Source organism: Bacillus sp. JJ1127 (assembly GCF_036965845.1).
Lineage (GTDB): Bacteria > Bacillota > Bacilli > Bacillales > Bacillaceae_G > Bacillus_A.
On record NZ_JBALQK010000095.1, the window covers coordinates 8,437 to 21,796 of the forward strand.

General features: G+C 35.7%; 12 protein-coding genes. 1 reads left to right on the forward strand and 11 read right to left on the reverse strand.

Features of this window, described 5'->3' with window-relative positions:
* Nucleotides 1-72 precede the first annotated feature (72 nt).
* The 6 genes from glpD to V7183_RS10775 form a co-directional block, all read right to left on the reverse strand.
* Nucleotides 73-1,755 (reverse strand): aerobic glycerol-3-phosphate dehydrogenase, encoded by a 1,683-nt coding sequence (gene glpD / locus V7183_RS10750; protein WP_335359482.1) that lies wholly within the window; start codon nucleotides 1,753-1,755, stop codon nucleotides 73-75.
* 131 nt (nucleotides 1,756-1,886) lie between these two features.
* Nucleotides 1,887-3,377: a glycerol kinase GlpK gene (gene glpK, locus V7183_RS10755; protein WP_335359483.1), complete on the reverse strand. Its 1,491-nt coding sequence runs from the start codon at nucleotides 3,375-3,377 to the stop codon at nucleotides 1,887-1,889.
* Between the two features lie 13 nt (nucleotides 3,378-3,390).
* The gene (gene glpF / locus V7183_RS10760; protein ID WP_335359484.1) at nucleotides 3,391-4,212 is read right to left on the reverse strand and encodes a glycerol uptake facilitator protein GlpF; all 822 of its coding nucleotides are present in this window, start codon (nucleotides 4,210-4,212) and stop codon (nucleotides 3,391-3,393) included.
* 224 nt (nucleotides 4,213-4,436) lie between these two features.
* Nucleotides 4,437-4,997, reverse strand: a complete 561-nt coding sequence (locus V7183_RS10765) for a glycerol-3-phosphate responsive antiterminator (protein WP_335359485.1) — start codon at nucleotides 4,995-4,997, stop codon at nucleotides 4,437-4,439.
* 291 nt (nucleotides 4,998-5,288) lie between these two features.
* Nucleotides 5,289-5,876 carry a GNAT family N-acetyltransferase gene (locus V7183_RS10770; protein WP_335359486.1) on the reverse strand — a complete coding sequence of 196 codons (588 nt, stop codon included), beginning with the start codon at nucleotides 5,874-5,876 and terminating at the stop codon, nucleotides 5,289-5,291.
* A gap of 296 nt (nucleotides 5,877-6,172) precedes the next feature.
* Complete coding sequence (locus V7183_RS10775; RefSeq protein ID WP_097899688.1) at nucleotides 6,173-6,373, reverse strand: sporulation YhaL family protein; 201 nt, start codon at nucleotides 6,371-6,373, stop codon at nucleotides 6,173-6,175.
* A gap of 181 nt (nucleotides 6,374-6,554) precedes the next feature.
* On the opposite strand from V7183_RS10775, the gene V7183_RS10780 reads away from it, so the two are divergent.
* Entirely contained in the window at nucleotides 6,555-6,782 is a 228-nt protein-coding gene (locus V7183_RS10780; protein ID WP_335359487.1) for a hypothetical protein, read from the forward strand.
* A 43-nt stretch (nucleotides 6,783-6,825) separates the two neighbouring features.
* On the opposite strand, the gene V7183_RS10785 is transcribed toward V7183_RS10780, so the two are convergent.
* The 5 genes from V7183_RS10785 to V7183_RS10805 all read right to left on the reverse strand — a co-directional run bounded on the left by V7183_RS10785 (nucleotide 6,826) and on the right by V7183_RS10805 (nucleotide 13,040).
* Complete coding sequence (locus tag V7183_RS10785) at nucleotides 6,826-7,305, reverse strand: hypothetical protein (protein ID WP_335359488.1); 480 nt, start codon at nucleotides 7,303-7,305, stop codon at nucleotides 6,826-6,828.
* 797 nt (nucleotides 7,306-8,102) lie between these two features.
* Nucleotides 8,103-9,044, reverse strand: coding sequence for a carbohydrate kinase family protein (locus V7183_RS10790; protein ID WP_335359489.1), 942 nt, complete (start codon nucleotides 9,042-9,044; stop codon nucleotides 8,103-8,105).
* Nucleotides 9,041-10,516, reverse strand: a complete 1,476-nt coding sequence (locus tag V7183_RS10795; RefSeq protein ID WP_335359490.1) for a glycoside hydrolase family 32 protein — start codon at nucleotides 10,514-10,516, stop codon at nucleotides 9,041-9,043. The genes V7183_RS10790 and V7183_RS10795 overlap by 4 nt, the downstream gene beginning before the upstream one ends.
* 21 nt (nucleotides 10,517-10,537) lie before the next feature.
* On the reverse strand, nucleotides 10,538-11,914 hold the full coding sequence (locus V7183_RS10800; protein WP_335359491.1) for a sucrose-specific PTS transporter subunit IIBC: 1,377 nt from the start codon (nucleotides 11,912-11,914) through the stop codon (nucleotides 10,538-10,540).
* A gap of 139 nt (nucleotides 11,915-12,053) precedes the next feature.
* Nucleotides 12,054-13,040, reverse strand: coding sequence for a LacI family DNA-binding transcriptional regulator (locus V7183_RS10805; RefSeq protein ID WP_335359492.1), 987 nt, complete (start codon nucleotides 13,038-13,040; stop codon nucleotides 12,054-12,056).
* Nucleotides 13,041-13,360 lie beyond the last annotated feature (320 nt).

A 13,360-nucleotide genomic window follows, 5' to 3' on the forward strand; every position in this document is an offset into this window, starting at 1 on the left:
AGATGCTCTCTCCCACCTAAAAAAAAGGCCTAAAGGTTCTCTCTTCCCTTTAGGCGCTTTTTATTGCTGATCTTAAGCTAATGCAGCTGCGTGTTCTTGCTGATCTACAGGCACTACGGCATCTCTTAATGCTTTCTCTAATTCAGCTGTATATTTCAGTTGTTCTTCTTTACTCCAACCTAATTTTGCAGCCATATACGTAATCACAGATTCTTTCCAATCATATACCCAGTGAATGTTGAAGAATACAGCCCCTCTTCGGCGTACGAAGAAGTCCACAGGTTTTACTGTCATTTCATAGTCCATCGCGTATACGAGCGGTACAAGTACGTCTAACGGCATGTTATACTCTTTCGCTTCTTCTTTCAATTGTTTTGCTAAGTTAAAGAGAATATCGACGTTAGAACCATAGAATTTCGCAAATTGTTCTGCTTGTTCTGTCGTTAAACCATATTTTGTTCCCTCCACAGCTTTTTTCGCAATAAATGTTGGGAACCCATTAGAACCACCTACATGTCCGCCAGAGATTGGCATATGTTTCGTTTTTGTTTTTGGATATGCGCTATGCCCCTCTTTTTGCATTAAAGATGTTACATAGTCAACTACCATTTCTGCCATTTTCCGATATCCTGTTAATTTACCGCCAGCAATTGTAATTAAACCAGAGTCAGATGTCCAAATTTCATCTTTACGAGAAATTTCAGATGCGCTCTTTCCTTCTTCGTAAATTAATGGACGTACACCAGCCCAGCTTGATTCAATATCTTTTTCTGTAATTTTAACTGTTGGGAACATATAATTAATCGCATTGATAATATATGTGCGATCCTCTGTTGTCATTTGCGGTACTGCTGCGTCTTTATCATAAAACGTATCTGTTGTACCTACATATGTTTTCCCGCCGCGCGGGATTGCGAAGACCATACGTTTATCTGGTGTATCAAAATAGATCGCTTGCCCAAGCGGGAAACGTTTTTGATCAATAACTAAATGCACACCTTTTGATAACTGCAGTACTTTTCCTTTTTTCGAATTATCTTTTTCACGAAGTGTATCCACCCAAGGACCAGCTGCGTTTACAATTTTCTTCCCGTATACTTCATATACTTCTCCGTCTAATAAATCAATAACACGCACACCGCATACTTTACCATCTTTATATAAGAACCCGTCTACTTTTGCATAGTTAACTGCTTTCGCACCGTGTTCAATTGCTTCTTTCATTACTTCGATTGTTAAACGCGCATCATCTGTACGATATTCTACGTAATACCCGCCGCCTTTTAATCCTTCTTGTTTTACAAGCGGTTCTTTTTTCATTGTTTCTTCGCGGCTAAACATTTTTCTGCGTTCGCTTCGTTTTACTCCCGCAAGGAAGTCATATACACGAAGACCAATAGATGTACTAAATGAACCAAATGTACCGCCTTTATGGAACGGAAGTAACATCCACTCTGGTGTTGTTACATGGGGACCGTTCTCATATACGATTGCACGCTCTTTCCCCACCTCTGCTACCATCTTCACTTCAAGTTGTTTCAAATAACGTAAACCACCGTGTACAAGTTTTGTTGAACGACTTGATGTACCTGCTGCAAAGTCTTGCATTTCAAACACAATTGTTGATAACCCGCGTGTTGCCCCATCTAATGCAATACCTGAACCAGTAATACCTCCACCAATTACGATCACATCTAACTCTTGTTTATTTACCTCGTTTAACACGTCTTTACGTTGTTTACTTGAAAATTTCATGGTAATTCCTCCCTTTGATATAAAAAAGAGACCACGAACATCACTATAGAAATCGCCTCTATAGCGTGTTGTGGTCTCTCCATATCTCCTACCGAATTATTAACTTAACATCATTATAACACTGGTTATGATTATTTAAAAGCCTTTGTTGCTGCAATTGCTTTTTTCCATCCAGCATATAGCTCTTCACTTGTTTCCGCTTCCATTGCTGGTGTAAAGCTTCTGTCCATATTCCACTGCGCCTTAATTTCGTCTTGGTTTTCCCAATATCCAACTGCAAGACCCGCTAAGTATGCCGCCCCTAAAGCTGTCGTTTCATTTACTTCTGGACGCTCTACTGGAACATCTAACATATCACTTTGGAACTGCATTAAGAAGTTGTTCTTAACCGCTCCGCCATCAACGCGTAATGTTTTCAGTTCAATACCTGAATCTGCTTCCATTGCACATAGTACATCTTTCGTTTGATATGCTAATGACTCTAGCGTTGCACGAATAAAGTGCTCTTTCGTTGTACCACGCGTTACGCCAAATACAGCTCCGCGTACTTCACTATCCCAATATGGTGTTCCAAGTCCTACAAATGCTGGAACAACGTATACACCATCAGTTGATTCCACGCGAGACGCATACGTTTCACTTTCACTTGCATCTTTAAACATGCGCATTCCGTCACGTAGCCATTGAATTGCAGAACCCGCTACGAAAATACTTCCTTCTAATGCATATTCAACTTTACCATGTAATCCCCATGCAATCGTTGTTAATAGTCCATGCTCAGAAGCAACTGCTTTTTCGCCTGTGTTCATTAACATGAAGCAACCAGTTCCGTATGTGTTCTTCGCCATACCTTCACCGAAGCAAGCCTGCCCAAATAACGCTGCTTGTTGGTCACCAGCCACACCTGCAATCGGTACATTTTGACCGAAGAAATGATAATCAACCGTATGACCATACACTTCAGATGATGGACGTACTTCTGGAAGCATGCTTTTTGGTACTGTTAACATTTCTAGAAGTTCATCATCCCACTGTAAATCATGAATGTTATACATTAATGTACGTGATGCATTTGAATAGTCTGTTACGTGCACTTTACCACCAGACAATTTCCATACAAGCCATGTATCAATTGTACCGAATAGTAACTCGCCGCGTTCTGCCTTTTCTCTTGCACCTTCAACGTTATCTAAAATCCATTTTACTTTCGTACCTGAGAAATATGCGTCAATTAAAAGACCTGTTTTTTCGCGAACCATATCGCTATAGCCTTTTTCTTTTAATTCATCACAAATTTCAACTGTTTGACGAGATTGCCACACAATTGCGTTATAAACTGGTTTCCCAGTTTCTTTGTCCCATACAACCGCTGTTTCACGTTGGTTTGTAATCCCGATTCCAGCGATTTGTTCTGGTTTTACATCTACTTCACTTAAGCAAGTTGCAATAACAGCTAGAATAGATCCCCAAATTTCTTGTGCGTTATGCTCTACCCAACCTGGCTTTGGAAAGTGTTGCGTAAATTCTTTTTGTGCTACATGAACAATTTTACCTTCTTTATTAAAAAGAATTGCACGTGAACTTGTTGTTCCTTGGTCTAATGAAAGAATATATTTTTCCATATTCAGTTCCCCCTTACGCTATTTTTCTACTATTTGCATCTTTTCCACTCTTTTTGCTTGTCATATAAGAGATTGCTAGTACAATCACAGTTGCAATTATCACATAAATAAGCGCTGCATTTTGTTTCCCTTCAAATACAACTTGGTGGAATAAACCTGCAAGTGATCCACCTAAAATCGGTCCTACAACCGGAATCCATGCATACTTCCAGTTTGATCCACCCTTTCCTGGAATCGGAAGGAAGAAGTGTGCAATACGAGGACCTAAATCACGAGCCGGGTTAATTGCATAACCTGTTGTTCCACCTAATGATAAACCAATACTTACAATTAAAAAACCTACGATAAACGGATTTAAACCATCTGCAAATTTATTAGCACCAATTGCTAATATACCAAACACTAAAACGAATGTACCAATCATTTCACTTAAAAGGTTTGCAAATGTGTTCGGAATTGCTGGCCCTGTTGCAAAAACACCTAACTTTGTACCTGGATCTTCTGTTTCTTTCCAATGAGGTAAATAATGTAAATATACGATAATTGCACCGATGATTGCGCCAATCATTTGCGCAGCGATATACCCCGGTACATCGCTCCATGGGAACGCTCCCTTAAAAGCAAGCCCTATTGTTACAGCTGGATTTAAATGTGCCCCACTAATCGATCCAACTGCATATGCTGCGATAGCAACCCCTAAGCCCCATCCCATTGTAATAACAATCCAGCCTGAATCCTTAGCAAACGACTTCTTTAAACTTACCCCAGCACAAACGCCGCCACCAAGAACGATTAACAACGCTGTCCCTATTAACTCTCCTAAAAATGCTGACATAATACCCCTCCCCACTTGATTTAAGCACTTTCAATGTGACGGAGATAAAATGAATGGTCATTCGTTTTTTTTCAAAAGAAAAGATCCACAGTCTACATGCTTCTACATAGAAATATAGAAACAATGAAATGTGGATCTCTTCTTTTCTCCGTCACGTTTATTAACTTATCTATAATGTAAACCATAATTGAAAGCGGTGTCAATAAAATTTTCTCATATTTTTGTCACTTTTTTTGATAATATTTCCATAACTCTTTGTTCGATGTTGTAATCGCTGTTGCACCAGCTGCTAATGCTCTTTCTACATCATCAACACTGCGAATAAAACCACCTGCCAAAATCGGCACGCCTGTCCGCTCTTTCACCTCGGCAATTACACCGGTTAAAGCTCCTGGAAGTACCTCGATATAATCCGGCTTTGTTTTCTCTAAAAGATTACAACTCTTTTCCATCGCACTAGAATCTATTAAAAAGATGCGCTGAATCGCAACAACACCTTTTTGCTTCGCCTTCATAATGACATTTGCTTTTGTCGATAACAATCCATAAGGTCTAAACTCTTGGCATAAAAACTCTGTTGCATGTCCATCACTTTGCAATCCATGGATCAAATCGACATGTAAAAATATTTTTTTACAATGCTGCTTCGCTAATGCCACAACACTCTTCAATTGACCGATATGAATATCTAAAATCACAATATACTCATACGAACTATGTAATAACTTTTCTAAATCCTTAATCTGCCGAACAGCTGGCAAAATCCTTTGTTCATGAAATTCCATTCCAAAAGTCCCCTTCCTATCTATCCTTTATAGTACACAATTTGAGCATGGGTGTGGGGATTTTTTACGCTTCCAAGTTGTCGTTTCTGTTAAATGACGATAAAGTTATTTAATTTTAAAAGCCCAAACAAACATAACCCCGTTCTATATTTAGAACGGGGTTAAAAATATAGTTGTTCAATCTTGATATAAGATACTTCACTACACTAAAAAATATAGCAATAAAGTCGTTTAAAAATCTAAGTTTTATTCAAAAAATAGCGCCCTTTTCTGGAACAACAACATTTTCTTTTAATGATTCTTCATCCACTCTAATTTGTTTAATATATAGTGATTATATAATTCATTTTCTATTGTCTGTTGACTCAGATAAGTAAATCCACATTTTTCAATTACTTTATTTGATGAAACGTTGTTAATTAAAGCTACTGCGTTAATGACTTCCAAATTTGTATTTGTAAACAAATAGTCAATCAATCCTTTAGACGCTTTAGTAGCATAGCCTTTCTTTTGATATTCACTGGAAATGGCATACATAATTTCTCTATTCGGTGAAGGTAGCTCATCTTTTATGCCCGTACAGCACCAACCAATAAATTTATCCGTTTCCTTAATAAATATCCCTAGTTTTAAAAAATGACCATCTATGTTTGATGTATTTACAACGGCATCAAGAAACGCTTTATTTGCTGGTATTTCGTAATTGGTAACCCAATCAACCCGTTGTTCTTTTGTTGATTTCCAGTCTGGCAAAAAATTAAATATTTCTGGTTGATTTGATATTCTGTATATATTATCTGCATCTTTAATGGAAAACTCTTGAAGATAAATATCTCCACAATCTATCCTAAATAATTTTTCTGATGTTTTATGTTTCATAACTTTTCCCCTTGTAAGTCATATTTTCATTACTTCTTTTATTGAGCAATCTTATTCCATTTAACTCCCTTTCCCTTAAAAAAATTATCTCAAAATTTAATTATTTATACAATCACTTATTCTAGAATCTGGCCCGATTGTTGAATAACATTTTTAACAACTTTATTATTTTTTAAACGACTTTTTTGTCACTTAATAGTTTCGTGTCGGTAAGTCGATATATTCTAAGTTGTGTTCGATATATTTTTGGAAATAGAAAAGTGGATAACGAATATGTTATCCACTCCCCCCCGTACTTATAGTAAAACCGAGTCTTTATCACTATCTTGGTTACGTCTCTCACGTTCTTCCTCTAAACGCTTCATATATACTTCTCCTTCTTTTTCGATAAACTCATTATCCATCTCTTGTTCTTTTTTCGAAGTATATAAAACCATGTAGCCACTTACAACAATCCCAATAATAATAAGATAAATCCACCATGGTAAAGTTTCCACTTGATTTCCTTCCTTTCCTAAGACAAGCCTTGTTAGTTTCACTGTATGAAAGGAAGATTGGATTTATGATTAAAATTTTACATTTTAATATTCTTTTCAAAGAATACTTGGATATATTTTATAGATTCTTCAAATTCTTGGCAGGACGGGAGCGTGGTATTCTTTTTCAATTGATAAGAACATGCTGTTCGCAATGAAGAAAGCGCCATTTCAAGAATATTTTCGCGGGATGATTGATGAAGAGAATGAATTTGATTTTGAAGGCACAGATCCAGAATTTTTAGATGAAAGGAATTGGTCTGTTTTCGATGAAAGTGAAGGTACATACTTAGGAATCACTCTTCCAGCTATTTACATTGAAGATACAACGATTGCATGGCGGTGGAGATATTCTGCTCATAAAAAATGAAAGAGGCTCCAAGAAGTCAGTTATCTGACTTCTTGGACAGCCCCTATTTCGAATTTGTTTTTACCTTTAACTTCATTTTACTTACCATGGATTCAAGTTTATTAACAATCTCTTTTTCGAAAGTTTTATAAAAAGCATTATTGGATATCGCAATAAAGAACAACATAAGATAAGTCATTTTTTCATTACCCTCTACTACAGTACCTTTAAATCCCCATTCTTCTAACGTTTTCCCTCCTATATTTACTATTGAAAACGCACCTGAAATATATGTAGCAAAAAAATGCACCTGATAAAACCTTTTTAAAAATGTATTTGAATTACCTCTCCAAATATAGATAAAGTGTAAAAGGAATGATAATATACCTGACAATATACTAGACATTATTAACATAAAAATAAATACTTCTACTGAATCTGAAGCTACAAACATACTAATAAGTGGGTCTGCAAACGAAATAATTTGTACTCCATATACTACTGTAAAAAAATACAAAACCAAATAATAGAAATAAACAAACATATTACTCATCTCCTGAAAAATAATGAATTGAAAATTGATCTTGGGAGTAAGCGGAGATACGCGTACAACTAGGTCATACGGATACATTATTTACTAAAAACTGTTTTCCGAAGATATGTGTAATATAAACATTCGTTTTTATTTAAAAATATGAACTATCCTAATCGATGAACTAGATGTAACAAAATACTGTATCAAAAATAATCTGTAACATTATTAGTGCAATACTTTTTCGCTATACAAAAAACCTAATGTTAGAAATAGAATACAGGCTGTGTTCCAAAATTACATGTATCTTAATAGAACCCCATCTTGTTAATACTTTTCTTTCATACATTCTTACTAATAGAATCTGCTCTTCTAGCAATTGGAATTCCTATTATACTAAAAAATACAAACAATACAAACAATACAAACCAAAATTAAACTATTCTCTAAGAGAGTAGCTTAATTTTGTTGAGGGACATCGTCATATTTCGAAAAACCCCTATACTAAGGGCATTTTTAATTATATTGCGTTAAAACTGTAAACCTATTAAAAGACTCTTTTCATTATCGTTTTTTATTTAACTAAGCGCCATTCTAGCAAAAAATGCTTAAAAATCATCATGCATAGTATACTTGGTGATTTTTAAGCATTTTATACCCTTTTGTACTTGTTCTTATGTACTCTTATAAAGAAAGAGATAAACTGTACCCTGAATCGCAGACACTAAAAAAGATGGCTTCGGTGAATACCGAAACCATCTTTTAAGTGCTTGATTCTTCATGGTCTTTTTACAGGGTGCAGTTCATACTCATTTAAATTTAATGATATCTTTTAATGTTGGTAAGGATTGAATAGCTCCGTAATTTGTACAAGTAATTGCTCCAACTTTGTTAGCAAATGCAACGAATGTACAAAGTTTTTCAAAGTTAAAGTTAAATAGATTCTCTTCTTTAGAAAGCTGATAAAGCATTGCACCTACAAACGCATCTCCTGCACCAGTTGAATCTACCTGTTTCACAGTAATAGAAGGAATAATAGCCTCTCCTTCACTAGTTGCAAGAAGTGTACCTTGTTTTCCAAGTGTAATCGCAACTACCTTTGCGCCTTTTTCAAGTAAAAACTGTGCAGCTTTATTCATATTTGTTTCTTTAGAAAGCATGATCGCTTCCTCTTCGCTTACTTTTACGAAATGGGCTTGTGCAATGAAAGTTAAGCAATCCTCGCAAAATTGCTGTTTATCTGTAATTAATGCATCACGATAGTTTGGATCAAAAGAAATAAAGTGGTTTTGTTCTTTTGCATATTGTAGCAGCTGAAAATAGGTTTCTTTTAAATGCCCAGGCAACAAAGCTGTCGCTGACCCAAAATGAATAATATCATGCTTGTGCATTTTAGAAAGATCGATTTTATGAAACTGATATTCTCCATCAGCACCACGCATAAAAGTAAAATCACGTTCACCATGCTGATCAATAGAGACAAAAGCTAATGTCGTTTGGTTCTCTTTTATAAGCATAGAAGTATCGACATAGTTTTCTTGCAATGTTTTTTCTAGAAATTCTCCAAAAGGGTCGTTTCCGACTTGTCCAATGAATGAAGCTTTTCCGCCTAATTTTGTAATTGCTGCTGCAACATTCGCAGGAGCTCCGCCAGCTTTTTTTTCAAAGTGTACTCCATCTGCTAATGGTACATGTGTATTACAACAAATAAAATCAATTAATAATTCACCGATGCAAAATACTTGTTTCATTCCAATCCTCTCCCAAGTTTGTATTGTGTTATATGAAATTCCATCTTTTCATCTGTGAAAAGAGAGATGTTGTACTCTATATCTTTACGAGGGAATACCCGCGATGTAAACACAGTTTCTCCATCACATAGGAAGATTTCAACAATGCTTTGATCTACGAAAATACGTATTTTCATTGTATCTTGGATCGGAATTTCTTTATAGCGTTTGTAACCATATTCTCCTCCAAAGCGGTGATGGAAGCTTCCTCGCTCAATAGAAACAATCCCTTGATCACGCTGAAAAGTAATCGGAAATGATTCTTGATGATAATGGAATAAGGAAATACCAAAAACATTTGCCTTTTCAGATTGTAATCGTACTTCTAATTCGTAGGAATGTTCTTTGAAAAGGTCAGATAATACATATGTTTCATTCTGTAAACAACCTGATACTGTTCTAGAAGATGTACGTAATTTCTTTAATTCACCAATCGGACGTTGTTTTAACACGTTATTTTCAAGAGTTAACTCACGTGGGATCGTTAAACAATGTGCCCACATAAAATCATCTGAAGGATACGTAATTTCACTTGATCCCGCCCACGCAAGCATAATGCGGCGTCCAGACGGATCTTGCAATGTTTGCGGTGCGTAAAAATCAAACCCTTTATCTAATTCATAATAAGAATCAACGTGAAAGTATAAATTTTCTAGATCCAATGTCCCAATTGCATAAATAACATTATAAACATTTTGATAGCTATCCTTTGTTGCTTGAATACCTTGCGGAGAAAAAATAAGAATATCTTTTCCATCTAAATGAAAATAGTCAGGACACTCCCACATAAAGCCGAAATCTTTTAAATTTGTTTGTAGTTCTCCTTGTAACTTCCAATCATACAAGTCTTTTGATTGATAGATAAGAAGTGTACCGGTTTCGTTTTCCCGTTGTGCGCCGAGCATCATATAATAAAAATCATCATATTTCCAAATTTTAGGGTCACGAACATGTCCCGTATATCCAGCAGGAACACTTCGAATAATTGGATTATATTCTGCTTTTTCAACCTCATATTGTTTATTCATGAAGGCAACACATTGATTAGCGTCACGCGAACCATCGGTATGTTTTACATTTCCTGTATAAAACAAGTGAAGTATATCATCTTTTACGAAAGCTCCCCCAGAATAGGCACCGTGGGATTCATAACTTTCAGTAGGAGTAATTGCCACAGGCATACGTTCCCAGTGAATCAAGTCTTTAGATTTCACATGCGCCCAATGTTTCATTCCATGAATAGGAGCAAATGGGTACCACTGATAAAACACGTGGTACTCATTATTATAATAAGATACACCATTTGGATCATTCATTAATCCATATGGCGGATGAATGTGATAAGTGGGCTTCCAAGAGTCTTGATTTGCAATTTTCTCTAGCGAAGTCAATTCACACCCTTTTGCCTCTCGTATTGTTCTATATTTATCCATAGGGTGTTCACCTCAAAAAAATTAGTTCTTTTCTTTATATAGAAGCATTGTCGCAACAAACGCTGTAATAACAGCAATAGCAAATCCAATTACATAATGAACGACATTCATCATTCCTAATGGGGCCACAATCGTAAGCATCGGAATCCCTGTTAAACCATAAGCATTTGCCACAACATTCGTAAACACAACGTATGCCCCGCCAAAAGCTCCGCCAATCCCTGCAGCAATAAAAGGTTTTCCTAGCTTTAAATTCACACCAAAGATTGCAGGTTCTGTAATTCCTAAAAAAGCTGAAATAGCAGAAGGAATTGCAATACTTTTTGTTTTTGTATTTGTTGTTTTAAAATAAACAGCTAAAGCTGCCCCGCCTTGCGCAACATTTGCCATAGACCATATCGGTAGTAAAAAGTTTACACCAATATCTTTATTTGCAAGTAACCCAGCTTCAATAGCATGGAAACTATGGTGTAATCCTGTTAAAACGATAGTCGAATATAAACCACCAAAAATAAACCCAGCAACTGGCCCAGCAACTTGATATACAGTATTTAAAATGTACGTAATACCATCACCAAATTTATAACCGATAGGACCGATAATAATTAATGATAGAAAACCTGTAATCACAACAGTTAAAAAAGGTGTAATTAATAAATCCAAAGAATTTGGTACATGTTTTCGTAACTGCTTTTCTATTACACTCATTACATATACACATAATAAAACAGGAAGAACTGTGCCTTGGTAACCAATCATATCAATGTCCATACCAAGAAAATGCAATACCGCCGGTTTCGCATTCCCAAGTGTCCAAGGGTTCATTAATGCAGGATGAGTTAAAATACCACCAATTACAGCTCCTAAGAAAATATTACCGCCAAATTCTTTTGCAGCACTAACACCAAGTAAAATCGGTAAAATAATAAACGCTGTACTTGAAAATATATCAAGCAATTGAATGAGAGCATGATCAGCCGGCACTAATTTAAACGCTTTCAACATTCCGAGTAAGCCCATTAATAAACCGCTGGCAACAATGGCCGGAATGATTGGCACGAAAATATTTGATAATACTTTTGCTAGCCGAGCAACTGGATTCATTTTTTTCTTTACAGCTTCTGTATGCGTCTGAGGATCGATTTCAGATAAGCCGATAAGATTCGCAAATTGTTCATATACTTTGTTAACAATTCCCGTTCCAAAAATAATTTGATACTGCTCACCTGTAGAAAAAGCACCTTTCACGCCTTCTATGTTTTCGATTTCTGTTTGTGTTACTTTTGATTCATCCTTTAAAACAAGACGAAGACGTGTTGCACAATGAGTTGCACTTATAACATTTTCTTTTCCGCCGATATGCTGCAATACACTAGCGGCAGTCTCTTTCATATCCATTCAAAGTCCCCCTAATTCATTTTGCGGAACCGGTTCCGCAAATGGTTAAAATAAAAGACAGGTCTTTCATATACAAAAGAAATCCTGTCTTCATTTTTCAAAATACGGAACCGGTTCTATAAAGAATTATAAAACGCTTTCATATTTTGTCAATACTTTCTCGAATTTTTAATACATATTTTGAACTTACTATTTTTGGAATATCTTTATTTTCAACTAACTGTATGATAGATTTAGCAGCAATCGTTCCAGCGTAATGGTAGTCAAATGAAACAGTTGTTAAACTAGGATGAATTATTTCAGAAATATCATAACCTCCAAATCCTGTAACGGAAATATCTGCTGGTACAGAAAGATTACTTTCATGAATAACCTTTATTGCACCAATAGCGATGTTATCTGTTGCACAAACAATAATAGTAGGACGGTTATTTTCCAAAATATATGCTACTTGCTCCATTGCATCTTTGACATGAAAAGTTGTTTCATAATACGTAACATTGCACGATGGAGCGAAAGTTTGAACTGCCTTTTGAAAACCTTGTTTTCTCTTTACCCCAACTGAAACATCTTCTTCCGTTACTCCTAAATAAGCAATATGACGGTGACCTTGTGATAAAATGTATGCTCCTAATTCAAACGCTGCCTCAAAATCATTGTGAATGAGACAATAATGACCTTCGTATTGTTGACCGACGAATAAAACAGGAATTTTTAATGTACTCAAAATTTTATTATGTTGCTCTGTTAATTTTGTCGTTAATAAAATAATTCCAGCTACTTTTTGTTTTGCAAAGTTTTCAATTGCTTCAATCTCTATTTCTTGCCTTTGATTTGCGTTTGCCACAAGCATTTGATAACCCTGTTCACGAAGTGAATTATCGATTCCAATAAGGGTTTTCGTCGTAGCAAAAGAGTCTAAACGCGGAACGATAACGCCAATTAAATTTGTTGTTTTTGCTTTTAAACTTCGCGCGAATGTATTAGGAGAAAAATTTGTTTCTTGAATAATCGCTTCAATTTTTTGTTTTGTTTTATCACTGACATACCCACCATTCAAATAACGAGAAACGGTACTTTTTGCGACACCTGCTAATTTAGCAATGTCTGATATATTTTTTGCCATTCTTTTCTCCTCTTTAATAACCTAGATTTGTTCCATAACCTTCATCAATTGGGCTTTTATAAGCTGCTTATCTCCCGCCTATCTTCTTTACTTTCGCTGAATTTTGAGGCGGGAGTATGATTGCCCACAAATAGCGGGATAAAAACAAGCCAATGTGTTAACATGTTGCACACTATTAATATTAACCTATACTAGACAGGTTTTCATATATTATTACGTGTTTTGGCTATTTTTAAAGTTAAAAGTGCATTACTATATATACATCAATTAAAAAAACAACATAAAACCTTTCTTTTTAGGGGGGCGAGAGCATCTGGCCA

Bases quoted from the DNA above. Each gene is read 5' to 3' on its own strand.
- V7183_RS10765 (WP_335359485.1), bottom strand. From the start codon at position 4,997: ATGGAATTTCATGAACAAAGGATTTTGCCAGCTGTTCGGCAGATTAAG.
- glpK (WP_335359483.1), bottom strand. From the start codon at position 3,377: ATGGAAAAATATATTCTTTCATTAGACCAAGGAACAACAAGTTCACGT.
- V7183_RS10780 (WP_335359487.1), top strand. From the start codon at position 6,555: ATGCTGTTCGCAATGAAGAAAGCGCCATTTCAAGAATATTTTCGCGGG.
- glpF (WP_335359484.1), bottom strand. From the start codon at position 4,212: ATGTCAGCATTTTTAGGAGAGTTAATAGGGACAGCGTTGTTAATCGTT.
- V7183_RS10785 (WP_335359488.1), bottom strand. From the start codon at position 7,305: ATGTTTGTTTATTTCTATTATTTGGTTTTGTATTTTTTTACAGTAGTA.
- V7183_RS10800 (WP_335359491.1), bottom strand. From the start codon at position 11,914: ATGGATATGAAAGAGACTGCCGCTAGTGTATTGCAGCATATCGGCGGA.
- V7183_RS10790 (WP_335359489.1), bottom strand. From the start codon at position 9,044: ATGAAACAAGTATTTTGCATCGGTGAATTATTAATTGATTTTATTTGT.
- V7183_RS10795 (WP_335359490.1), bottom strand. From the start codon at position 10,516: ATGGATAAATATAGAACAATACGAGAGGCAAAAGGGTGTGAATTGACT.
- V7183_RS10805 (WP_335359492.1), bottom strand. From the start codon at position 13,040: ATGGCAAAAAATATATCAGACATTGCTAAATTAGCAGGTGTCGCAAAA.
- V7183_RS10770 (WP_335359486.1), bottom strand. From the start codon at position 5,876: ATGAAACATAAAACATCAGAAAAATTATTTAGGATAGATTGTGGAGAT.
- glpD (WP_335359482.1), bottom strand. From the start codon at position 1,755: ATGAAATTTTCAAGTAAACAACGTAAAGACGTGTTAAACGAGGTAAAT.